This is a genomic window from Kribbella sp. NBC_00482 (genome assembly GCF_036013725.1).
In the GTDB taxonomy this organism is placed as follows: domain Bacteria; phylum Actinomycetota; class Actinomycetes; order Propionibacteriales; family Kribbellaceae; genus Kribbella.
Genome location: NZ_CP107881.1, coordinates 8267518 through 8289918, shown reverse-complemented (window position 1 = coordinate 8289918; position 22401 = coordinate 8267518). Strand labels below are relative to the sequence as shown.

Below are 22401 nucleotides of genomic sequence, written 5' to 3'. Positions count from 1 at the left end.
CCCACCAACCACTTCGGGGTGCCGAAAACGGTTGGTGGGGGCACAAGGTCGAGAGAGGAAGACGAGGTGAGACGGTGACGGACTACTCGACGTTGTTCCGGCTGGACGGCAAGCACGCGTTGGTGATCGGCGCCGGCAGCGGGATCGGCCGGGAGAGCGCTCTCGCCCTCTCCGCGCACGGCGCCCGTGTCACCTGCGCAGACCGAGACCTCACCGCCGCCCACGAGACCGCCGGCGCTGGAATGACGGCGTACGGGCTTGATGTGCTTGATGACTTGGCGATCGAGCGGGCTGTGGTTGAGCTGGGTCCTGTGGATGTGCTCGTGTTCACCGCGGCCACGAACGTGCGGAAGCGGATTCTCGACTACACGGGCGAGGAGTTCGACCGGGTCGTGGCGCTCAATCTGCGGGCGTCGTTCCAGCTGCTGCGCGCGTTCGGGCGGGGTATGGCGGAGCGGGGGAGCGGCAGCATCATCGGGTTCAGCTCGATCCGCGGCACCACGGTCGAGCCGGGGCAATCGGTGTACGCGGCAACGAAAGCCGGCCTCGTCCAGTTGCTGCGCACCGCGGCCGCCGAACTCGGACCGTCCGGCGTCCGCGCGAACGCGATCGCCCCGGGAGTCGTCGAGACACCGCTCACCGCGCAGATCAAGGCCGATCAGAGCTGGTACGACGCCTACGCGCAGAAGGGCGCGCTCGGCCGCTGGGCCCAACCGAGTGAGCTCGCCGGCGCGGTCGTCTACCTCGCTTCCGATGCCTCGAGCTTCGTGACCGGGAGCGTGCTCGCGGTCGACGGCGGCTGGACCGCGGTCGACGGCCGCTTCAACCCACCGAACTAAGGAGTGCGTGTATGAATCTCGCTGACCTGACGGCAACCGAACTCCTGGCCAAGTACCGCGACGGCTCGGTGTCCCCGGTCGAGGTCATCGAGGACGTGCTGACCCGCGTCGATCAGGTCGAGCCGCAGCTGTGCGCGCTCTACGCACCGGACCCAACGGGTGCGCGGGCCGCGGCGCACGAGTCGGAGCGTCGCTGGCGGGACGGTACGGCGGGCGCGCTGGACGGCGTACCGGTGACAGTGAAGGAGAACATCGCCACGCGCGGAACGCCCGTACCGCAAGGAACGGCGGCAACCGCTCTCTCCCCGGCCACGGAGGATGCGCCGGCCGCGGCGCGGTTGCGGGCGGCCGGGGCGGTGATCTTCAGCAAGACGACGATGCCCGAGTACGGGATGTTGTCTTCCGGCGTCTCGACCTTTCACCGGCTGACCCGCAATCCGTGGGACCTGACGAAGACGGCCGGCGGTTCGAGCGCGGGCGCGGCGGCTGCGGCGGCCGCCGGGTACGGGCCGATCCACGTCGGCACGGACATCGGCGGGTCGATCCGGTTGCCGGCCGGGTGGTGCGGACTGGTCGGACTGAAGCCGACACACGGGCGGATCGCGGTCGGCAACCCGTACGCCGGGCGCGCGATCGGACCCCTGACCCGTACGGCGCCGGATGCGGCGCTCGCGCTGCAGGTCATGTCCGGGTACGACCCGCGCGACCACACCTCGATCCCCTTGGCGTCCGACGTGTTCGAGGTCGACGTCGACGGTTTGCGCGTTGCGTTGCTGCTCGACGCGGGCGTCGGGCTCCCGGTCGATCCCGAGGTCACCGCGGCGGTCTCGGCCGCGGCCGCCGTACTCGAGAAGGCCGGCGCGATCGTCGAACCGATCACGCCGATCATCACCCGCGACATGCTCGACGGCCTCGACCGCTTCTGGCGGATCCGTTCCGCCACGGACATCGCCGCGCTGCCCGAGGAACGCCGCGCGAAGGTACTTCCGCAGATCCGCGAGTGGGTCTCGACGGCGTCCGATCTCACCGCTTCGGATGTCTTCGACGGGTACAGCCAGATGGGCGCGATGGCGGCCGCGGTCGGCCGGGTGTTCACGACGTACGACGTGATCCTGTCGCCGGTCGCGCCGATCACGGCGTTCCCGGCGGAGCTCGCGTACCCGACGGACGATCCCGGGAAGCCGTTCGAGCACATCGCGTTCACGGTCCCGTACAACATGTCCCAGCACCCCGCGACCACGGTCAACGCCGGCTGGTCGACGTCCGGGTTGCCGATCGGGGCGCAACTCGCCGTACCGCATCACCAGGATCTGCGCGCGCTGGCTCTGGCCGACTACCTCGACACCCATCGCGCCGACACCCGCCCCTGGCCGACGACACCCTGACCACGCGGTTCGCACTCAGATCGGTCAGCGGCGCACCGGATAGCGCAGGTGAAGCACCCGGTTGCCCTGAATCATGTCAGCGTCCTCCAGCAGGTGCTGCGCGTCGACCGACCCGAAGTAGCGCTTGCCGGACCCGAACACGACGGGTACGACGTCCATGCGCACTTCGTCGACCAGGCCCGCGGCAAGCATTTGGCCACCGACGTCACCAGCGGCGACCTCGACGATGCGGTCACCCGCAAGCTCTTGCGCCTTGGCCATGGCTGCCTTGATGCCGTCGACGAAGTGGAACGGCGCCTCGGGGTCCCAGCCCTCGGGCTGCGGCCGGTGTGTCACGACGACCACGTGGTCGATCCCGCCCGGAGGCTTCCCGTCCCAGCCGTCCGTCAGGTCGAAGACGTGGCGGCCGGCGATTGTCACCCCGATCTGGTCCCAGTACGCCCGGGTGTAGTCGTAGGACACCTGCGACACCTTCACCACGCCGCTCTCGTCCAACGGGACGTCACCGCTGGTCAACCAGTCGAACAGCGGTCCGGGCTGGTCGTTCTGGTCGGCGACGAAGCCGTCCACCGACACCGAGCTGTACATGACCACCTTGCCCACGGGGCTCTCCTCTGCTCTGGGGTGCCCCAAAGCTAGCGTTTCGTGAGCTGTCGCTCTTGTAAGAAATCAATCGGCCGGCAGTGGCCAGCCGTCGAACACGTGGCCGGGATGTTCGCGCAGGAACCGCTGCCGGACTTCGATGTAGCGGGTCGGCGTGAGCCCGGTGAACGCCCGGAACTCGTGACCGAAGTGGGCCTGGTCGAAGTAGCCCGCGCGGGCGGCGAGGTCGCCCCAGTCGATCGGTCCGGTGGGGTCGATCGCGAACACGGCGGCGGTGAAGCGGTAGGTGCGGGCCAGCCGCTTCGGCGTAAGGCCGATGAGCTCCTTGAACCGCTGTGCCAGATGAGTGGTGCTGACACCGGCGGCCGCGCTCAGGTCGTTGATCGCCACCGCCCCACTGGTCGCCGCGATGACGGTGCTCGTATGGCGAACCAGCCCCAGGCCGGCCGTCTCGCGCAGCCGTCGCATCAGCTCCTCCTCGAGCAGCCTCAGCATCTCGTGCGGTCCGTCCGCCGTGGCCAGCCGGTCTTGCAGCTCAGCAATGGCGGGCCTGCCCCAAACCTGCTCTACCGTCACCGGCCGGTCACACAGCTCGGCCGCGGGCATCGGCACGAACGGCGCCAGCCCCCACGGCTTGAAGTGCACGCCGACGGACCGGGTCCGGAGTGGGTACCCGAACTCGAACGCGCGGGTGGGCATGGTGACCACGCAGCCGTCGGCGTACTCGGCTGTCCCGACGTCGGTTCCGCCGCGGATGCGGAACGGCGCCCCGAGGTTGACGACGAGCAACGCCGACGGCGCCGGCGGCAGCGTCAGCCAGGCGTACGGCGACGCACCCTCCAGGTAGTAGAGGTCGTCGATCAGCCCGTCCAGCGGCGGTCGCGGCACTCTGGACACGTACTCCACGCGCACAGTATCGCCGACATCGGCCGGCGCTGGCAGGAGGCGTGGACAGTCGACGTGCTGCGGAGCGAGACTGACCGATGAGGTGACGACTTGGTCCGATGAACGGCTCCGGAGGTACGGCGTACCGCGCTGACGAGCTGCAGCGCGGACTTGTCTCGCACTGCTACCGGATGCTCGGCTCCATCACCGACGCCGTCGAGATCGCTGCTGTCAGCAAGGGATACGAGGACGCGACTCGTGCCTGTTTGCGGCAGGTCGGCAGCCGTCCGCTGCCGTCAGACCTCGCCGCGCCGAGCGATGATCCTGAGGGAGCGCTCTCCGAGCGTTCCGAGATTCTCTGGCTGGAGCCCATTCCATCGGACCTGATGGACGACCACCCGATCGATCTCGGCCTGATCGCCGCGCTCCAGCGCCTCTCACCCGTCGAACGCGCCGTGACCGTCCTCCACCTCGAGGGCCGGCCGAGCGTCGCCGACCTGCTGAGCGACATTTCTCCCGCACCGATCACCGCGGGGCCGCTCGTTGCTCCCGACGAGATCCTCCTGGCCCGGTACCGCGCGGCGTTCGAGCAGTACGACGTACCCGCGATCGTCATGCTCTTCACCGACGACGCGATCTGGGAGATGCCGCCCTTCACGTCCTGGTTCCGCGGCGCCCGCGACATCGGCCGCCTGATCAGCACCCACTGCCCGGCCGAACGCCCCGGCGACCAGTACCTGGTCCCGCTCACGGCCAACGGCCACCCCGCCTTCGCCGTCTACATGCGAGACCCGAAAGACGACATCCACCGAGCCTTCCAGATCCAGGTCCTCACCCTCACAGCCACCGCGATCGTCCACGCAGTCGCCTTCTTCGACCTGACCCTCTTCCAAACCTTCCACCTGCCAGACCTCCTGACAGGCCTCCCACCCACCCCGTACGACGCCACCCCAAAACCCCACGTAGAACGCTTACCGAAGCATTAGCCCACCACAGCATCCAGCCGAGCGACCGCACGCGTCGCGAACCGTACGAACGCCGCATCCGTGGTGAACGTGTCACTGCCTGCCCGCAGGCCGAGCAGCGTGCCGCCTCTCGCGACGAAGGCGGTGTACGACGTGGACCTCAGCGTCGGATCATCGGCGCCCCCGAACCGCAGCACGATGCCGTCCCGCAATCCGGGCACCGGCAGTTGGCGGACGAATGACTTCGACGTCATGCCCTCCAAGGTTCTCGCAACGGTTTCGCAGCGCGGCAGCACCTCGGCGATGTCTCGTACAAGCGGAAGCTGGGCCGCCGGAAACGACGCGATCACCTCGGTCACAACCTTGTCGTCGCTCGGATTGTTCGCCCGCAGAAGGTACTGGCCACGGATGATCGTGGTGGGTGTACCTCCGTCGCGAAGTGGGTCGCGGACCACCTGGCACTCGGCCGGTTCGTACGTGACCGGCAGACCGAGCGTCGGCGTCCGATCCGGCGCCACCCCGCCGTCCCACCCCTTCGGCAAGTCGCTCACGCGCAGAGCTGCCTTCGTTGCCTCAGCGACTGTCAACGGGACGACCACCTGGGACGGGCCGTCTGCGTCCGGCAAGGTGTCCGCTCGCTCCGGTTTGCCGGCACAGCTACCAACCGCCAGCGAGCACATCAAGGCAACCGCAATCCACCGCACAACATCCCCCGGATCATTTCCACACCGATGGTGAGCTCTCACCGTCCTATCGACCGAGCAACTGTCGGCGTTACAGGCAACTACGGCTCGGTCCGTGGTGCCTGGCCGGCCGGATTGGTCTGCGATTCTGCGCCGTGATTGGGCGTGGGATCCGGCCGATCTGCTCGTAGGTTGAGGGGTAAGTAATCGGGCAAGAGGACTGGATTGACACATGGAATACCGGAATCTCGGCAGGACGGGTCTGAAGGTCAGTGAGGTGTGCCTGGGGGCGATGCACTTCGGCGGACCTACCGATGAGCAGACCAGTGTCCGCATCCTCGACGAGTTCGCCGACGCCGGCGGGACGTTCATCGACACCGCAGACGTGTACAACGCGGGTGAGTCGGAGGCCGTCGTCGGCCGGTGGCTCAAGGGCCGGGACCGCGACGCGTTCGTGGTCGCCACCAAGGTGTACGGCGCGATGGGCGACGGGCCCAACGACGACGGTCTGAGCCGCAAGCACATCCTCGCCGCTGTCGAAGCGAGCCTGCGCCGCCTCGGCACCGACTACATCGACTTGTACTACACGCACGTCTGGGACACGGCGACGCCGCTCGAGGAGACCCTCGCGACGCTCGACACGCTGGTCACGTCCGGCAAGGTGCGATACCTCGGAGCGAGCAACGTCACCGGCTGGCAGCTGCAGAAGTCGGTCGACCTCGCCAGGCAGAACGGCTACAGCGCCTACAGCGCGTTGCAGCCGCTGTACAACCTGCTCGACCGTGAGACCGAGTGGGAGCTGCTGGCGATCTGCCGCAACGAGGGCCTCGGCGTGATGCCGTGGAGTCCGCTGCGTGCGGGGTGGCTCGCGGGCCGGTTCCGTCGCGGTATGGAGGCGCCGCCGGAGGACACTCGGGTGGCCGCCGCGGCCGAGCGTGGACTGCTGGAGGCGTGGGACTACTACAACAACGAGCGCACCTGGAACGTCCTCGACGCGTTGCACGACATCGCGGCCGAGAGCGGCAAGAGTGTCGCGCAGGTGGCCCTGCGGTGGCTGATCCAGACCGATCCCGTCACGGCTCCGATCATCGGACCGCGCACCCTCGAGCACTACGTCGACAACGTCGGTGCCGCCGGTTGGTCCCTCACCGAGGACCAGCTCACCCTCCTCACCACGGTCAGCGAGAAGCCGCCGGTCTATCCCTACGATCTCCTGCGCAACTTCAAGCGCTGATAGGGGCGGCACAGCGCCGTGACTAGGATCTGTGGTCATGGCGCGCGGGGCTTGGACTGTGGTGCTGACGTTGGACGGCGACGGGAAGCTCCACCGGCAGGTCGAGCGCGCGTTGCGGGAGGCAATCAGATCGGGACGCGTCTCGACCGGCACCGTCCTGCCGCCGAGCCGCGAACTGGCAGCGCAACTCGATTGCTCGCGGTGGGCCGTCACGCAGGCTTACAGCCAGCTCGTGACGGAGGGCTATCTTGCGACGCGGGTGGGCTCCGGGACCTGGGTCAGTTGGTCGGGCCCGACGCAGCGGACCTCCCGGCGTACGGCGGCCGCCAGCGTCGCGACGTACCGCTTCGACCTGGCTCCCGGTTCCCCCGACCTGCGCGCGTTCCCACGCACGCGTTGGGCCGAGGCGGCGCGGGCGGCCGCACGAACGGTACCGACTGCTGACCTCGGGTACCCGGACGAGCAGGGATACCTCCCGCTACGCGAGCTGATGGCCGACTACCTGCAGCGGAGCCGGGGAGCGATCGCCTCCGCCGCCGACGTGGCAATCCGCAGCGGAGTCAGTGCGAGCGTCGCCCAGCTCTGCGCCGGCTTGCGCGCGATGGGGATCGATCGCATCGCGGTCGAGGATCCCGGCTGGACGCGGCTGCGTACCGTCATCGAGTCGACGGGAATGCGGCTGGAGCCGGTGCCGGTCGACCACCACGGTCTCCAGGTCGAACGGCTCTCGAGGCGGGACGATCTGCGGGCCGTGGTCGTCACGGCGGCGCATCAGTTTCCGACCGGCGTTGTGCTTGCGCCGCATCGCCGGTTGGGGCTGATCGACTGGGCGCGCCGGAACAACGGCGTGATCCTCGAAGACGACTACGACGCCGAGTTCCGGTACGACCGAAGCCCGGTCGGCACGTTGCAGGGGATGGCGCCGGAACACGTCGTACTTCTCGGCTCGGTGAGCAAGACGCTGAGCCCGGCGATCGGGATCGGCTGGTTCGTGGCGCAAGGTCAGTGGCGCAGTCTGCTGGAAGGTCGTTCTGTTGCCGGTCCGTCGACCATCGACCAGGCGACGTTCGCGGAACTGGTGGCAGCCGGCGCGTACGACAGACACCTGCGCGCGATGCAGCGCCGCTACAAACGCCGCCGCGACTGCGTCCTCACCGCACTCCAACACGAACTACCAACGTGGACAATCGGCGGCGCTGCGGCGGGTCTTCACCTGACGCTGACACATTCGAGCAACCCCGACACAAGCCTCCTCGTAACAGCCGCGGGAGATCTCGGAACCCGAATCGTCCCCCTCCTGGACTACCGAATCCACACCGCCGAAACCCAGGACGGCATCGTCCTCGGCTACGGCAACATCCCCGACAACGACGTACCCCCAGCCATCCGATCCCTCGCGAAGGCCTTCGCTAACTCACGCCCTCGAGCCGCGCAACCGCCTGCGTGAGCAGCTCAGCAAACGCAACCTCGGTGGTAGCCGCCCCGCGGTCGTCGACGATGAGAAGCACCGTCCCACCTCGAACCACCGTGGCTTCGTAGCTCACGAACGTGTAGCCCGGTGTGTCTGGATCGACAGTCTCGATGCGCAAGGCGATGCCGTCCTTCAAGCCCGGGATCCGCACCTGCTTGATCGTGTGCATGGCTGTGGTCCGAACGGACGAGACTGTCGTGACTTTGGTGCAGCGAGGCAGCGCGTCGGCGATTCTCTCCACGAGCGAAAGTTGCGGGGTCGGCCAGGAGTAGATCAGCTCGGTGATCGACTGGGGTGGTTCCCGGACGTAGTACTGCCCCCGGATCGCTGTGGCAGGTGTGCCGAGCCCTGCCATGGAGTTCCCGGCGACGACCTGGCAGTCTGCTGGCTCGAACTGCGCCTTGCTCTTCTCCGTCACTGGACGCGGGTCAACCGCCACACCACCGTCCCACCCCTTGGGTAGACCGCTGACCGCGAGGGCCGCCTTGACGGCCTGGGCGACTGTCAGCGGGCGGACAGTCGGCGTCGGACTCGGTGTTGGGCCCGGTGTGTCAGGTTGGGTGGTGCAGGCGGTCAATGCCAGTACGGCGAGCAGCGCGAGGCCGCGTTTCACCTAGTACTCGCCGTAGATCTGGACCTTGGTGCCGAGCGGGGTGTCGGTGAAGATCTGGTGGATCTCGGGGCGTACTACGCGGACGCAGCGGTGGCTGTCGGGGTAGGGCTTGACGAGGGAGTTGACCCGGGAGCCGTGCAGGGCGATGCCGGGGCGGTCCTTGAGGAAGTAGAGGGAGTCGTACATGTACGCGTCCTCGTACAGGCTGCTCTCGTGCGCGCCCGCCCACTTGCGCCAGACCGCGCCGGTGCGGTTCGGGGTCTCGTAGCCGGGGCCGCCGGTGGAGATCCAGACGATCCGCTTGTAGGACTTTCCGACGATTTGGTACAGGATCTGGCAGGTCTTGTTGACGTAGATGCCGGGGGTGCGCGTCGGCGTCGGGCGACTGGTTGCGTTGAGCACCGAGTACGCGTCGTTCAGGCTGAGTCCCTTGCGGCTGACCGGCAGGCCGTGGGTCTCGCGCCACGCGCACAACGCCTGCTTGGCGCGGGCGGTGATGTCGCCGTCGATGTCGCCGACCGGGTATCCGAGCTTGTCCAGTTGGCGTTCCACGCGCAGCGCGTAGTACGCCGGCTTCTGCTTCACCTTGGGCTTCGGCTTGACCGTCGGCTTCACGGTGGGCTTAGCGGTCGGCGTGGCGCTCGGCGTCGCACTCGTCGTACTGCTCGAAGGCTGTGTTGGAGAAGGCGTCGTCTCACTCGCGGCCACATCGGAACATCCGGCGAGTACGAACGACAGAACGACTGCACCGGCAACGAGACCACGTCGACGAGACACGAATTCCCCTCTCCCTCAGCTTTTTCAGCGTCGCAGAACCACGCCACGTAAGCGTGCAGCGACCCGCCGAGACTAATCTGCGAGAGGTTCCTCAACGGGTGCCGCGCCGGATCCCGTCACCGAACCGTTGCCGAGTTCCGGTGCCGGATCGTCCCGCAACCGGCTGTACAGGTACCCGTCCCGCATCCGCCCGGCCCGGAACTCGCACCCGCGGATCACGCCCTCGAGCCGGAAACCCGCCTTTTCCAAGGATTTCTGCTCGGCCACGTTCTCCGGATGCGTCGCCGCCTGGATCCGGTGCACCGACGTGTGCTCGAACAGGTACGCCGTCAACAGCGCTTGCGCCCGCCACCCGATCCCACGCCCGCGGTACTCCGGCAGCAGCGCGATCCCGATCTCCCAGTACGTCGTACGCCCGTCGAACGACCCCGACCGCCAACTCACGAGCCCCGCAAGACATCCATGCCTGCCAGACTAGGTGGATGGAGTTCCACATCCTCGGCCCGCTCGAGATCGTCGTCGACGGACGTGCGGTTCCGGCGCCGGCGCCGCGGTTGTGCTCGCTGCTCGCGATTCTCCTGCTGCGTCCGCACCGCCAGGTGCCGGTGGACGAGCTGATCGACAGGCTCTGGCCGGACGGTGCGCCCCAGCCGGCGAACCCGACCGCTACCGTCCATACCTATGTACGGCGCCTGCGCGACCTCGTCGGCGCCGACGTACTGCAGACCCACGGTCGCGGCTACCTGCTCGCCGCCGAACCGTCCGATCTCGTCGCGTTCCGGACCGCGGTCGCCGAGGCCGCGGCGGATCCGACGCGGAAGGTCGAGCACCTTCGGCACGCGCTTGACCAGTGGCGCGGCGATCCGGTCGAGGTCGAGCCGACCGTCGCGGTCGGACTGCGTGAGGAGCGGCTGACCACGATCGAGCAGTACTACGACGCGCGCCTCGCCCGCGGCGAGCATGCCGACGTACTCCCGGAGTTGCAGACCCTCAGCGCACAGGAACCGTTGCGCGATCGCCTGACCGCCTTGCTGATGAAGGCGCTGTACCGCTGCGGGCGACAGGCCGAGGCGTTGTCGACGTACGACGGATTCGCGGGGCGGCTCGTCGACGAGTTCGGGCTCGACCCGACCGACGAACTGCGTGCCCTCCGCCAATCGATCCTGACGTCGTCCCTCGACGACGAGTGGCAGCACCAGAACCAGCTCCCGCTCGACATCCGCAACCTCATCGGCCGCGACGACCTCGTGGCCGAGGTCGCGGGACTGCTCACCGCAACCGACGGCGTCCGGATCGTCGCGCTGTCCGGCACGCCCGGCGTCGGCAAGACGGCCGTCGCCGTTCGCGTCGCGAGTGAGTTGACCGAACGCTTCCCGGACGGGCAGTGGTTCGTCCGTCTCCGCGGCGCATCGGACCAGCCGCGGCGCGCGGACGACGTACTGGCCGAGTTGCTGCGGGCATCCGGCGTCGACCCGCACGCGATCCCGGACGACCGCGATGCGCGTGCCGCTCTCTTCCGGTCGCGGTTGGCGACGCGCAACATCCTGCTCGTCCTCGACGACGCCCGAGACGCGGCGCAGGTCCGGCCGCTCCTCCCCGGTACGCCGACCAGCGCCGTCCTGGTCACGAGCCGCAACCCGCTGGACGCGCTCGCCGCGCTCGATGGCGGCATCCCGCTCCGCGTCCCGGTTCTGAACCCGGAGGCCGGCACCACCCTCGTCCACTCGATGCTTCAAGCAACCAATGCAGACGTTCAGGAACTGGTCGATCTGTGTGCCGGCCTTCCGCTCGCCCTCCGCATCGCCGGCGCCGTCGCCTCGCGCGGCTCGGTAGCGTCGTTCGTCTCACGCATGCGACGTACCGGTGCGCTCGCGACGCTCACCATCGACGACGACACCGCGGTCAGCTCCGCGTTCCGAACGTCGTACGACCTGCTCGACCCGGCGGTGCAACGCGGCTTCAGGCTGCTGTCGCTGTTCCCGGGTCAGGAGTTCGCGCCGGACGCGGCGGAGGCGCTCATCGGCCCGACGTACGACCAGGTCCTCCACCGCCTCGAATCCGCCAGCCTGCTGCAGGCGGTCGGCCACGGCCGCTACCTCATGCACGACCTGGTCAAGGAGTACGCCGCCCATCTCGCCGAGCCGGATCTCGACGCTTGGAAATCGCTGTGCAGCTGGTACGTCGGTACGGCGAACGCAGCGATGACCGTCCTGGAACCGGGTGCGGTCCGCGTCCCGATGCCGTCGTACGACGGCCTCACCGTGACGGATCCGGAGGACTGGCTCGCGGGCGAGCTCCTCAACATCGAGGCGGTCGCGCAACGTGCGCTGGAGCTCGGGACGCCCGACGTCGCGTGGCAGCTCGCGGACGTCGTGCGGCTCTACCTCTACCAAAACAGCCTGTCCGGCACTTGGCGTGCCCTGATCCGGCTTGGCTCGCTGGGTGCCCGTGCGTCCGGTGATGAGGCCGGCCGCGGCGCGATGCTGCACGCGCGCGGCGTACTCGCTCGGCAGGCGGGGGAGACCGAGGACGCGGTCACACTCTTCGAGCAGGCTGCGGAGCTGTATCGCGCGTGCGGGTTCACGCTCGGCGAAGGTGCGCTGCGGTGCAACATCGCGGTGAGCTACAACGCCCAGGGAAGGCTCCGTGAGTCCGCCGAGGCGTTCGGCCAGGGGTTGGCCGTGTTCCGCGCGTGTGGCGAGTTCGCGCGGATGCCACGCGGGCTGAACGCGCAGGCGATGAACCACATCCATCTCGGTGAGTTCCGCGAGGCCGTCGCCTGCATCACCGAGTCACTGCAGTACACGGGACCGACGAGCAACGACCAACTCGTTGCCTTGGTCAACCGCGCCGGGGCGTACAAGGAACTCGGCGAGTTCGAGCACGCCGCGGCGGATCTGCGGACCGCCGAGCCGCTGGTGGAAAACCGCCTCGACCGGGTCCAGTGGGGACTCGCCAAGGCTGGTGTCGAGAACCGGCTCGGTCATCACGAGGAGGCGCGCCGGATCGCGACCGACGTACTGCGCGAGAACCGCGAGATCGGCAACGCGTACGACGCCTGTGTCGCGCTCCAGGCGCTCGCCGAGTCTCACCTGTTCGCCGGCGACGTGGCCACCGCCCGCACGTACTTCGAGGAAGGCGAAGCGCTCGCCACGAAGTCGGGCTACGCGACGATCCTCGCCGAGCTTCACGCCGACCTTGCCCAGTGCAACTTCCTCGACGGCGAGGTCGAGCTCGCCTACACCCAGGCGACCCAAGCCCTAGCCGAGTCGGACGTCGTCGAGTACGGCATCGGACGGCAGTGGTCCCACAGCCTCCTGGCCCGCTGCTGCACAGCCCTCAACCGCCCCACCGAAGCCGCCACCCACCAAGCCGCCGCCAACAAGTTCTGCCAACAATCGGGCTACACGCCGCGCTGACCCGGTTCAACCCCGCACGGTCCCGCCCGCGACCATCCAGCCCACCTACAGCCTGGACCGTCCCGCCCACCTACAGCCTGGACCGTCCCGCCTACCTAAGGTTGGACCTTCCCGCCCACCTAAGGTTGGGTCTTCCGCCTCTTGGGGCGGTCTTCCCCATTACAAGGTGGAGCGTTTCCGTCTTACAGGTGGTGCGACCGGGACCTACAGGCCGAGGTCGCGGAGGAACTCGGGCTTGTACGCCTGCATCACGACGTACCGCGGGTCCGGGACCTCCATGTCCGCGTTCTTCGCGGCGTCACCGGCAGCATCGTGCGGGCCGACCGGCACGCTCGGGTCGGTCCAGTCCTGCTCGGCCGGGTTCCACCGCGTGACCGTGTACGTCGCGTCGAGGTGCTCGTCGGCCACCAGGTCCTTGGCGGTCCGCTCGGCTTCCTGCGCGTCGTCGAGCGTGTGCGTGTACAGCAGCATCCGGTTCCCGTCCCGGGTCACCGTCACCTGACTCCCGAGCCGCTTCCGCGCGTCATCATCCAGATCCAACGCCCGCACCCGATCCCAGAACGTCAACCCGTGCCCCTCGTCACTGAGCACAACCTCAACCCGAAACTCCTCATCCGCCATGAATCACACCCTACCGACCGCGAGCTCCGCCCCCGCACGCAGACCCGCAGGCCCCCACGCCTGCGGTGGCCCGGGAGGCTCGCCGGTGCCGCAGCACCTCTTGTACTTCCTCTCGGACCCACACCAGCAAGGCTGGTTACGGCCCGGTGGCCACGCAACACCGATCCTGTCGCGCGGGCTCATCTCACCGCGGCCGCCGTCGCGAAGCATGGCGAGAAACTCGCTGGCGGCGTCTGCGCATTTCCCGAACACCTCGAAGGTCCATAGCTCGATCATGACGCGCTCGCCGTACCTGCGGAGCACACCCTCGACCTCGTGGTAGTACGCCTCAACGCTCTCCGCTGTGACCCGCCCTGGCCAGTGCTCGCGGGCGCCGGCGAGTTCCTCGCGGCTCCAGAGCTGGGCCCAGCCACGGGCGATGCTCGGCCTGCGCAGGAGGTCGAGCAGGTCGAAGTACTTGTCGACAACCTCAACGTCTCCCGCCTCGCCTGCTAGGTCGACGCCGCTGAGCTCCAGTCCCAGCGCCCACTTCACCCTGCGCCGCCCGCTTGCCATCAACTGCGCCCACCGCGGGGTTGCGACCCTCTCCTCGGTCAATTGCTCGATTGCGCGCGAGTAGATGTTCAGCGCCTCCACGAGTTGCCCTCGCCTCTCAAGCAGGGCTCCAGCCCACAACGTTGTCAGCGGCGACTCGCCTTCGGTCGCGATCATGTTCTGCAGCGCGGGCCACTCGATGTCGCCGTGGCGCTGCCTCAGCACAAAGTCGGCAAAGTCCGCGACAGCGTCGTCACAACGCGCGCCCTCATCGGCGGCCAGGTTCCGCCAGATCTCGATCGCCTGGTCATGCTGCCCGTTCCGCACGTGCGCTCGCGCAGCCTCGAGCGCACGGGTGTGATCGAGATGGTTGTCGGGTCCGGGAATGCGGAGTTGATCCGCCAGTTCGTCGTCCATGCCGGGGAAAGTATTCGGATTGGCCCTGCAGTGAACGCCCCTGTTTGGAGCTGTGGATATCTGGGACCTGCGCTGGCTCAGGCGACTTGTCAGAGCCGGACGGCGCCGGATACCAGCCACTCACCAACCTGTCCGACTCGGCGGACGTTGAGCATGGTTGCCGGCGTGCGGCACGTTTCGGATCGGGTTGGTGAGTGGCGCAGGTCCGCTGTACCACCTGGATGCGGACCGCCAGGCCATCACAATCACGCGGCCGGCGCCGCTCGCTGCCTGGAGGGAGCAGCAGAGCAGCATTTGTGATGGCCTGGAGGTCCGCGGTGGCGGGCCGAGTGGTCGCGCCAACATGCAGGACAGGTGAATCGATTTCCTTCGATCGACTACAGTTCTTAGTCATGGAGCTGAGGCACTTGGAACACTTCGTGGCGGTGGCCGAGCAGAAGCACTTCACGCGGGCGGCCGAGGCGATGTCGATCTCGCAGTCGGGGCTGTCCGCCTCGATCCGCGCGCTCGAGCGTGAGCTCCGGGCGAGTCTGTTCGTCCGCAACACCCGCAGCGTGGAGCTCACCGAGGCGGGGCGGGCGCTGCTGTGCGAGGGACGACGTACCCTCGCCGCCGCCGAGGCCGCGAAGGACGCGGTTGCCGCGGTCCAGGGGCTGCTGCGCGGTCATCTCACGGTCGGGCTGGAACAGTGCCTCGGAGTGGTCGACGTACCGGCGCTGCTCGCGAAGTTCCGGTCCGGGTACCCGGGCGTCGAGATCGAGGTCCGGCAAGGCGGCTCCACGCCCATGCTCGACGAACTCGCGTCCGGCCGCCTCGATGTCGCGTTCGTCGCGACCGCCGGCGACCCGGTCGACGGGCTCGACCTGCGCCCGCTGTCGCGCGAGTCGATGGTCCTCGTCTGCGCTCCCGACCACCGGCTCGCGAAGGCGTCTAACGTGACCCTCGATGATCTGGCGGGGGAGTCGTTCGTCGATTTCGACCCGACCTGGGGCGCCCGCGCCATCTCCGACCGCGCCTTCGCCACCGCCGGCGTCGCGCACCCGGTGACGATCGAGGTCAACGACGTACACACGCTCCTGGCCCTGGTCGCCCACGACCTAGGCGTAGCGCTCGTCCCCGAACGCATCGCCGCCAAACGCGGCGACCACGTCACCGTCGCCCTGGCCCCCGGCACCGCCTCCGACTGGCAGGTCTCCGTCGCCGTCCCCACCGGCCCCGCTGCCTCCCTGGCCGCCGACGCCCTGATCGGCATGCTCCCGACCACCGCGGTCCACGCCTGACCCGCGGCGTTGTGATGATCTGAGCGTGATCACTCCCGGCCCACTTGTACCTGACGGCGGCGGCTACCGACACTCGCTCGAGGTCGCCGCCCCGGCCCGCACCGTCTACATCTCCGGCCAGATTCCGGTCTCACCAACCGGCGATACCGCCTCGGACTTCGCCACCCAATGCCGCCAGGTCTGGACCAACGTCGCGACCGCACTGAGCCATCACGACCTGACCCTCGCCGACCTGGTCAAGGTCACGACCTACCTGTCGGATCGCGCCTACCGAGCCGAAAACTCGGCCATTCGCCAGGAAGTCCTCGGCAGCCACGCCCCAGCCCTCACTGTCGTCATCACCGGCATCTACGACGAAGCCTGGCTCCTGGAAATAGAAGCCATCGCCGCCAAGTGAGCGTCACCGCTTGTCCCGGAGCAGGGTCGCGCCGACTGGTGTCAGACCGGCGAGTACCGCGTCGATGCGCGTGAGCGTGTCCGGGTGCAGAGTGATGTCCGCGGCCGCCAGGTTCTCGACGATGTGCGCCGGCGTACGGCTGCCAGGAATCGGTACGACCGCCGGATCCTGGTGCAGCAGCCACGCGAGCGCGAGCTGACTCCGCGAGATCCCGAGGTCCGCAGCGAGTGCCTGAAGCGCGTCGTACGACGCGTTGTTCGCCTTCAGGCTCGCGGCATCGAAACGCGGCGCGTTGTTCCGGAAGTCGTCCTTGTCCAGCGCCTGCACGGTGCCCGTCAGGAACCCGGCGCCGAGCGGGCTCCACGGTACGACGCCGACGCCGAGTTCGCGCGCCACGTCGAGCAGTTCGGGGTCGATCGGCCGCCACATCGACCACTCGGTCTGGACGGCCGCGATCGGATGTACGTCGTACGCCCGCCGCAGCTCCTGCGCCGTCACGTTGCACACTCCGAGATGCCGAACTTTGCCATCGGCAACGAGCTCGGCCATCGCGCCGACGGTGTCCTCGATCGGTACCTGCGGATCCGGGAAGTGCAGGTAGTACAGGTCGATCACGTCGATGCCGAGGTTGCGCAGGCTGGACTCGGCGTACCCGCGGACGTACTTCGGCTCCGCGTTGACGAGTAGTTGCTCGAACGCGAACCCGACGTCGAGGGGATGCGGCTGCGCGCCGTCATCGAGCCGCAGACCGAACTTGGTCGCCACCGTCACCTCGTCGCGCCGCCCGCGAATCGCCCGCCCGATCAGGTTCTCGTTGTGCCCGCTGTCGCCGTACGCGTCGCTGGTGTCGATGAACGTCCCGCCGGCGTCGATCGCCGCGGTCAGCGCCGCGAGTGCGCGGTCGTCGTCGATCGCGCCGTACATGCCGGGGGAGAGCACCATCGCGCCGAATCCGATCGCCGGTACGTCGAGCCCGCCGAGGTTGCGTGTCGTCGTCATGCGCCCAGCATCGACGCGCACCCCGCCGCCGCACCAAGACCTGTTGATATAACCGTTGGTTATGGATGCGCACCTGCGCGAGCTCCGGTACTTCGTCGCGGCCGCCGAGGAATCGACCGTGACGGCCGCGGCCGCCCGCCTGTTCGTCTCGCAGCCTGCCCTGTCCAAGCAGCTCCGCGCCCTCGAACGCCGCCTCGGCTTCGACCTCTTCGACCGCCGGCCTCGCGGACTGACACTCACCGCGCAGGGATCGGTCTTACTCCCTGTGGCGCGGGAGGTGCTCGCCGCCTGGGATCGCGGGTACGCCGAAGCTCGGGCAGCCGCCCACCCGCATCAGCTGGTCATCGGTATGCAGACCGCTGTCGGTCGCGACCTCCAACGCCCTGCCGTCGAACGCTTCCGCGCCGCGCTGCCGGGCTGGACGGTCTCGCTGCGCCTCGTCGGCTGGGACGACCCCACCGCCGGCCTCGCCGACGGAACCAGCGACGTCGCCTTCGTCTGGCTCCCGATCTCCGCCGACTTCGCGACCCGGGTACTGATCACCGAACCGCGCTGGGTCGCTCTACCTGCCCAGCATCCTCTGGCAGACCGTGCTGAGATCCCGTTCTCTTTGCTCCTGGACGAGCCTTTCGTTGCGCTTCCCGCGGCAGCCGGCCCGCTCCGCGACTTCTGGCTGGCCGTCGACGCCCGACCCGGTCCACCTGTCGTGGCGGCCGAGGCCACCGCTGCCGACGAGGTTCTCGAGTTGGTCACCGCCGGTGTCGGGATCGCGCTCCTCGCCGAAGGAAACACTGGTCTCTACCAACGCCCCGGCCTGGTCTGCCGTCCCGTCCCCGATCTGCCGCCGGCCGAGCTCGCGGTCGCGTGGCGCCGTACCGACAACCGCGACGCCGTACGTGCGTTCCTCGACTCGGTCCAGCCCTGAAGGCCGCCGTACACATGTTCGTGTACGGCGGCCTTTGCGGACTTACCAGGCGTAGTCTTCCGGGGCGGTCTTGTAGCCCGGGAAGATCTCGTCGAGGCGGGTCAGCGACTTCTCGTCGAGCTTGATGTCGACGGCGCGTACGGCGGACTCCAGCTGCTCCATGGTCCGCGGGCCGACGATCGGACCGGTCACCCCAGGCTGGTGCAGCAGCCATGCGAGCCCGAGCTCACCCGGCTCGTGCCCGAGCTCGTCCGCGAACGCCTCGTACTGCTCGATCTGTGGCCGAAGCTTCTCGAGCGTCTCCTTGGAGCGACCTTCAAGGCGCCGTACGCCCTCGTTCTCCTTCCGGATCACGCCACCCAGCAGCCCACCGTGCAGCGGCGACCACGGGATCACGCCCAGCCCGTACGCCTGCGCCGCCGGCAGCACCTCACGCTCGATGTCACGCTGCGCGAGGTTGTACAGCGACTGCTCGCTGACAAGCCCGACATAGTTGCGCCGCGCTGCCGCCTCCTGCGCCTGAGCGATGTGCCATCCGGCGAAGTTGCTCGACCCGGCGTACAGGATCTTCCCCTGCTGGACGGCGACCTCCATCGCCTGCCAGATCTCTTCCCACGGCGTGTTCCGGTCGATGTGGTGGAACTGGTACAGATCCACGTAGTCCGTCTGCAAGCGCTTCAACGACGCATCCAGCGCACGCCGAATGTTGAGCGCCGACAGCTTTCCTTCGTTCGGCCAGCCGTCGCCCATGTCGCCGTACACCTTGGTCGCCAGCACCGTCTTCTCACGGTTCTTCGCGTCCTTGGCGAACCACTCCCCGATGATCTCCTCGGTCCGCCCCGGGTAGATAGCCCGTCCGTACCCGTTAGCCGTATCGAAGAAGTTGATCCCCTTGTCATGCGCCGCATCCATGATCGCGTGCGCATCCCCCACCTCAGTAAGAGGCCCAAAGTTCATAGTCCCCAACACGATCCGACTGACGTTCAGTCCCGTACGCCCAAGCTGAGTGAAGTCCATACCTTCTAACTTCCATCCGCCGTGGACAGATGTCCAACAGGAGAATCCGCACAGTCTGATCGGCTGGGCTTCTGAGCGGGTGGCGCACCTGGCTGGAGAGCGGTCTCTGGGCGTGCCCGGAAAGTAGTTGGGGTCAGGGCCGGCCTGGGTCCCGCGACTGCATGCGGGCAGGCGCTAAGCTCTGCCTGTTCGATCCCCTGGCAGAGCGGAACCAATCGGCATGAGATGCGCCGAGTCGAAGCAGTGCAAGGCTCGAGATCTGGGCTGGCCTAGCTTGACTCAGCCCCTTGCCGCGAATCTGTCCGCGGATTTGACCGGGTTCGAAGCTCATCTCTACACTCGAACAAATGTTCGAACTACGGGGGAGGTCTCGTGAGTTCATTGCGAGTAGTAGAGATCTGCGCAGGAGCAGGCGGTCAGGCTCTTGGGCTTGAGCTTGCTGGATTCGAGCATGCGCTGGCTGTGGAGCTTGATCCCATGGCCGCGGAGACCTTGAAGCTGAACCGGCCGAAGTGGGACGTGCGCGTTGGCGACGTTGCCGATCCCGAAGTCTGGGATCCCGAGCAATTCCGCGATGTGGACCTTCTGGCCGGGGGAGTGCCGTGCCCTCCGTTTTCCATCGCAGGCAAGCAACTCGGCGCGAACGACGAGCGTGATCTGTTCGCCTGGGCGGTCGAGCTCTGCGGGATCATGCGGCCGCGCGCTCTGATGCTTGAGAACGTTAGGGGTCTGTCTGCGCCACGCTTCTCGGCGTACCGGCAACACGTTCTCGACCGCTTGAATGAGCTCGGGTACGTCGCTGACTGGCGGCTGCTGCACGCATCTGACTATGGGGTAGCGCAATTACGACCGCGCTTCGTGCTCGTCGCCCTCAGGGAAGACGACGCGCCGTACTTCACATGGCCAGAGGCGTCGCCACTCGGGCGAACTGTTGGCGAAGAACTTGTAGACCTCATGGCTGCGAACGGATGGAAGCACGCCAGCCACTGGGCAGGCCGGGCGAATAAAATCGCTCCCACCATCGTTGGCGGCTCTAAGAAGCATGGCGGAGCCGACCTTGGCCCAACTCGTGCCAAGCGGGCTTGGCGCGACATGGGTGTCGATGGTCTGGGTGTCGCAGACGCGGCGCCGTCGGCGGACACTCCAGAGGATCATGACCCGAAGCTGACCGTCGAGATGGTTGCGCGGCTGCAGGGCTGGGACGAGAAGAAGTGGCATTTCGCCGGGCGCAAGACCTCGAAGTATCGCCAGATCGGGAACGCGTTCCCGCCTCCGGTTGCGAGGGCGATTGGCCGGCAGATCGTCGCTGCCCTCAATCACGAGGGCGAGCCGCGGGTGCACACCGAGACCGTCGCCCACGATGAGGTCTACCGAGTCCTGCGGGCCGCTGCCGACCCGCTGACTATCGCCGAGATCTTCGAGCGCATCGATGGATCGCTAACACTCGAAGAGATCGAGCTCCGCCTCAAGCACCTGATGCGCGACTTCAACATGCAACCCATCGACTCCGAATCCGGCGAGCCGACCTACAAGCTAGGCGACTTCCGGGCCTTCATCGGTCAAGACGATCACGTCCGTCATGAATATCTAGCTCAGATGCGCTCGAAGGTCAGCTAGCTCCGGTCCTGGAGAGCGCTCACGACCTTTTCAACAGCTTCGACGAGGGCTTCGTGCTCCCAGATGCGGACGACCGACCATCCGTCGTCGTCCAACGCAGCATCGGCAAGGCGATCTCGCTCCACATTGCGCTGGAGCTTGGGTGACCAGTACTGCGAGTTCACCGACGGCTGCCGCCCATGCTCAGGACAGCAATGCCAGAAGCACCCGTCCACGAACACGGCGACCTTGCGAGCTGTGAAGACGATGTCAGGCCGCACCCGGCGGCTCGACGTGTAGATGCTGAGATCCTTACGGAAGCGGTAGCCGTTGCGATGCAACTCGGACCTGAGCGCCGTCTCCGGGCTGGTGTCGGTTCTCCTGATCGCGCGCATGTTGCGGGACCGACCGGGAGTCGTCGGTGTGTCGCCGTACGAGGCCGTGCGGCGACGGTCACTCAGCATTGCAGGTGGCTGACGTCCTCCAGTAGTCATTCGTCCGATCCAGGTAGTGCGGTGGCAGCGCTGCCCTTCTTTGGCTTCCTGACATCGGGCAATCGTGGGGCCGGCTCGACCGGACTCTCACCGTCCTTGACTCGTCGCCATCGGCGCCCATCAAGTTCTACAGTCCAGGGCTCGTCGACCGCCGCAGGCACCACCCGTACGCTGAGGACCTCCCCAGGTTCTGGCACAGGTACACCTAGTTGACGTGCAACCCTACGGTGAACCTCGTAGTCGCCTCCGGGAATCAGATAGCCCTCCCTCCGCAGGGTAGTTCGGGCTCCGTTGCCATTGTCGCGGAGCCTCGCCATGTAGTCATCCTGCTGCGCCAGCGTAGCGATAGTGTTCCGTCCGATTCGTCGCTCCGTTGCCTGGCGAAGCATCTCGGTAACTCGTGCCTGCCCAGACTTTGGTGCGAGGATCTTGGCAAGCGTATCTTTGTCCAAGCCAAGAAGGACATTTGGCGGTAAGTCGGCCTCGAACTGCAGCCAAGCGATCTGCTGCCTGCCGCGTTGACTTAGTTGAGTCTTTCCGTCGCGATTGACACTCTCACGCCGGTTGATATCTATCGCCCGAACCACACCCAGGCTCCAGGTCCCACGGACGTCGTCTGCCCAGGCGACCAGAAGCAGGTGCCCGAAGCACTCAGGGGGGATCATCCATCCACCGAAGCTCTGAGAGAACTTGCAGTCCACATCGATTCCACGGACCGAGTAGTCGAGCGCATGACTGTCGATCGGGTCGTCGATCACGTCGTCGAACTCTCGGCGAAGGTTGATCTCGAGCAGTGTTCCGAAGTGTGTCTTCTCCGTTTTGAAGAGCTGATCCCACCGGAAGCGACCGGTGTGCTGGCCGTCGTACAGTTGGTCGTAAGTTGCGCGGATCACCGCTGCGGCTCGTTTGCCGTCAGGGTCAGAGTCGCGGAACGCGCCGCAGACGAGATCGCGTTCAGTGTCAGGCTCAGATGGTGTCGATGGCGGGCCCGGAAACAAGACGTCGTTCACAGAAGTCGACGATAGCTGGCTGCCCGCATCACCCCTGTGCCGGAAAGGCTGCCGAGATCTCGCCCGAGGTCGCAACAGCTCGTGGCATACCCTCGCGAACTCGGGGAGTCCCCCCGCCCGTCAGCGAGACCCATCTGCGGTGACAAGCGCAGGAGGGACCAAATGCGTGCCGGCGAGCGGTGCTGATGATGGCCCCGGTGCATCGGCGCCGACTGACATAGTCGCCACTATTCGATA

General features: G+C 67.3%; 21 protein-coding genes and 1 pseudogene. 10 read left to right on the top strand and 12 right to left on the bottom strand.

Translation table 11 applies throughout. From position 1 onward, the window contains the following. The first annotated feature begins 74 nt into the window (after positions 1–74). A complete protein-coding gene (locus OHB24_RS39850; protein WP_327636149.1) occupies positions 75–839 on the top strand; it encodes an SDR family NAD(P)-dependent oxidoreductase in 765 nt (254 codons plus the stop codon). 11 nt (positions 840–850) lie between these two features. Beyond that, entirely contained in the window at positions 851–2224 is a 1374-nt protein-coding gene (locus OHB24_RS39845) for an amidase (RefSeq protein ID WP_327636148.1), read from the top strand. 24 nt (positions 2225–2248) lie between these two features. On the opposite strand, the gene OHB24_RS39840 is transcribed toward OHB24_RS39845, so the two are convergent. Beyond that, positions 2249–2827 carry a dihydrofolate reductase family protein gene (locus tag OHB24_RS39840; RefSeq protein WP_327636147.1) on the bottom strand — a complete coding sequence of 193 codons (579 nt, stop codon included), beginning with the start codon at positions 2825–2827 and terminating at the stop codon, positions 2249–2251. Between the two features lie 66 nt (positions 2828–2893). Continuing rightward, positions 2894–3733, bottom strand: coding sequence for a helix-turn-helix domain-containing protein (locus OHB24_RS39835; RefSeq protein WP_327636146.1), 840 nt, complete (start codon positions 3731–3733; stop codon positions 2894–2896). Between the two features lie 98 nt (positions 3734–3831). Here OHB24_RS39835 and OHB24_RS39830 point away from each other — a divergent pair, with 98 nt between their 5' ends. Then, positions 3832–4698, top strand: a complete 867-nt coding sequence (locus OHB24_RS39830; RefSeq protein WP_327636145.1) for an RNA polymerase subunit sigma-70 — start codon at positions 3832–3834, stop codon at positions 4696–4698. Here the strand turns inward: OHB24_RS39830 and OHB24_RS39825 are convergent. Continuing rightward, the gene (locus OHB24_RS39825) at positions 4695–5228 is read right to left on the bottom strand and encodes a hypothetical protein (RefSeq protein ID WP_327636144.1); all 534 of its coding nucleotides are present in this window, start codon (positions 5226–5228) and stop codon (positions 4695–4697) included. The genes OHB24_RS39830 and OHB24_RS39825 overlap by 4 nt on opposite strands. 364 nt (positions 5229–5592) lie before the next feature. On the opposite strand from OHB24_RS39825, the gene OHB24_RS39820 reads away from it, so the two are divergent. Together OHB24_RS39820 and pdxR are read left to right on the top strand one after the other, a co-directional pair. Further along, complete coding sequence (locus OHB24_RS39820; protein ID WP_327636143.1) at positions 5593–6594, top strand: aldo/keto reductase; 1002 nt, start codon at positions 5593–5595, stop codon at positions 6592–6594. Positions 6595–6631: 37 nt separating this feature from the next. Then, a complete protein-coding gene (gene pdxR, locus OHB24_RS39815; protein WP_327636142.1) occupies positions 6632–8041 on the top strand; it encodes a MocR-like pyridoxine biosynthesis transcription factor PdxR in 1410 nt (469 codons plus the stop codon). Here pdxR and OHB24_RS39810 read toward each other — a convergent pair. The 3 genes and pseudogenes from OHB24_RS39810 to OHB24_RS39800 form a co-directional block, all read right to left on the bottom strand. Next, positions 8004–8678 carry a hypothetical protein gene (locus OHB24_RS39810; protein ID WP_327636141.1) on the bottom strand — a complete coding sequence of 225 codons (675 nt, stop codon included), beginning with the start codon at positions 8676–8678 and terminating at the stop codon, positions 8004–8006. The two genes, pdxR and OHB24_RS39810, sit on opposite strands and share 38 nt — an antisense overlap. Then, positions 8679–9455 (bottom strand): L,D-transpeptidase family protein, encoded by a 777-nt coding sequence (locus tag OHB24_RS39805; protein ID WP_327636140.1) that lies wholly within the window; start codon positions 9453–9455, stop codon positions 8679–8681. It abuts the gene before it with no gap. Positions 9456–9527: 72 nt separating this feature from the next. Beyond that, positions 9528–9905: pseudogene (locus OHB24_RS39800) on the bottom strand (GNAT family N-acetyltransferase); the annotation flags it as partial. Positions 9906–9937: 32 nt separating this feature from the next. Here OHB24_RS39800 and OHB24_RS39795 point away from each other — a divergent pair. Further along, entirely contained in the window at positions 9938–12874 is a 2937-nt protein-coding gene (locus tag OHB24_RS39795; protein ID WP_327636139.1) for an AfsR/SARP family transcriptional regulator, read from the top strand. Between the two features lie 204 nt (positions 12875–13078). Here OHB24_RS39795 and OHB24_RS39790 read toward each other — a convergent pair whose 3' ends face one another. Together OHB24_RS39790 and OHB24_RS39785 are read right to left on the bottom strand one after the other, a co-directional pair. Further along, positions 13079–13495 carry a hypothetical protein gene (locus OHB24_RS39790; RefSeq protein WP_327636138.1) on the bottom strand — a complete coding sequence of 139 codons (417 nt, stop codon included), beginning with the start codon at positions 13493–13495 and terminating at the stop codon, positions 13079–13081. Between the two features lie 3 nt (positions 13496–13498). After that, positions 13499–14446, bottom strand: coding sequence for an SEC-C domain-containing protein (locus OHB24_RS39785; RefSeq protein ID WP_327636137.1), 948 nt, complete (start codon positions 14444–14446; stop codon positions 13499–13501). Positions 14447–14838: 392 nt separating this feature from the next. Between OHB24_RS39785 and OHB24_RS39780 the strand changes: the two genes are divergently transcribed. Beyond that, positions 14839–15726: a LysR family transcriptional regulator gene (locus OHB24_RS39780; protein ID WP_327636136.1), complete on the top strand. Its 888-nt coding sequence runs from the start codon at positions 14839–14841 to the stop codon at positions 15724–15726. A 25-nt stretch (positions 15727–15751) separates the two neighbouring features. Next, entirely contained in the window at positions 15752–16123 is a 372-nt protein-coding gene (locus OHB24_RS39775; RefSeq protein ID WP_327636135.1) for a RidA family protein, read from the top strand. A gap of 3 nt (positions 16124–16126) precedes the next feature. Here the strand turns inward: OHB24_RS39775 and OHB24_RS39770 are convergent, their stop codons facing one another. Beyond that, entirely contained in the window at positions 16127–17122 is a 996-nt protein-coding gene (locus OHB24_RS39770; protein ID WP_327636134.1) for an aldo/keto reductase, read from the bottom strand. Between the two features lie 61 nt (positions 17123–17183). On the opposite strand from OHB24_RS39770, the gene OHB24_RS39765 reads away from it, so the two are divergent. Further along, complete coding sequence (locus OHB24_RS39765) at positions 17184–18047, top strand: LysR family transcriptional regulator (protein WP_327636133.1); 864 nt, start codon at positions 17184–17186, stop codon at positions 18045–18047. Between the two features lie 42 nt (positions 18048–18089). Here OHB24_RS39765 and OHB24_RS39760 read toward each other — a convergent pair whose 3' ends face one another. Beyond that, positions 18090–19004, bottom strand: a complete 915-nt coding sequence (locus OHB24_RS39760; RefSeq protein WP_442913941.1) for an aldo/keto reductase — start codon at positions 19002–19004, stop codon at positions 18090–18092. Between the two features lie 432 nt (positions 19005–19436). Between OHB24_RS39760 and OHB24_RS39755 the strand changes: the two genes are divergently transcribed. Beyond that, complete coding sequence (locus OHB24_RS39755) at positions 19437–20681, top strand: DNA cytosine methyltransferase (protein WP_327636131.1); 1245 nt, start codon at positions 19437–19439, stop codon at positions 20679–20681. Here the strand turns inward: OHB24_RS39755 and OHB24_RS39750 are convergent. Beyond that, complete coding sequence (locus OHB24_RS39750; RefSeq protein WP_327636130.1) at positions 20678–21124, bottom strand: very short patch repair endonuclease; 447 nt, start codon at positions 21122–21124, stop codon at positions 20678–20680. The two genes, OHB24_RS39755 and OHB24_RS39750, sit on opposite strands and share 4 nt — an antisense overlap. A gap of 26 nt (positions 21125–21150) precedes the next feature. Next, entirely contained in the window at positions 21151–22164 is a 1014-nt protein-coding gene (locus OHB24_RS39745; RefSeq protein WP_327636129.1) for a NaeI family type II restriction endonuclease, read from the bottom strand. Positions 22165–22401: the final 237 nt, after the last annotated feature.

Excerpts from the sequence above, each read along its gene's own strand:
- OHB24_RS39845 (WP_327636148.1), top strand. The coding sequence starts at position 851 with ATGAATCTCGCTGACCTGACGGCAACCGAACTCCTGGCCAAGTACCGC.
- OHB24_RS39830 (WP_327636145.1), top strand. The coding sequence starts at position 3,832 with ATGAACGGCTCCGGAGGTACGGCGTACCGCGCTGACGAGCTGCAGCGC.
- OHB24_RS39820 (WP_327636143.1), top strand. The coding sequence starts at position 5,593 with ATGGAATACCGGAATCTCGGCAGGACGGGTCTGAAGGTCAGTGAGGTG.
- pdxR (WP_327636142.1), top strand. The coding sequence starts at position 6,632 with ATGGCGCGCGGGGCTTGGACTGTGGTGCTGACGTTGGACGGCGACGGG.
- OHB24_RS39795 (WP_327636139.1), top strand. The coding sequence starts at position 9,938 with ATGGAGTTCCACATCCTCGGCCCGCTCGAGATCGTCGTCGACGGACGT.
- OHB24_RS39790 (WP_327636138.1), bottom strand. The coding sequence starts at position 13,495 with ATGGCGGATGAGGAGTTTCGGGTTGAGGTTGTGCTCAGTGACGAGGGG.
- OHB24_RS39785 (WP_327636137.1), bottom strand. The coding sequence starts at position 14,446 with ATGGACGACGAACTGGCGGATCAACTCCGCATTCCCGGACCCGACAAC.
- OHB24_RS39780 (WP_327636136.1), top strand. The coding sequence starts at position 14,839 with ATGGAGCTGAGGCACTTGGAACACTTCGTGGCGGTGGCCGAGCAGAAG.
- OHB24_RS39770 (WP_327636134.1), bottom strand. The coding sequence starts at position 17,122 with ATGACGACGACACGCAACCTCGGCGGGCTCGACGTACCGGCGATCGGA.
- OHB24_RS39765 (WP_327636133.1), top strand. The coding sequence starts at position 17,184 with ATGGATGCGCACCTGCGCGAGCTCCGGTACTTCGTCGCGGCCGCCGAG.
- OHB24_RS39760 (WP_442913941.1), bottom strand. The coding sequence starts at position 19,004 with ATGAACTTTGGGCCTCTTACTGAGGTGGGGGATGCGCACGCGATCATG.
- OHB24_RS39750 (WP_327636130.1), bottom strand. The coding sequence starts at position 21,124 with ATGCTGAGTGACCGTCGCCGCACGGCCTCGTACGGCGACACACCGACG.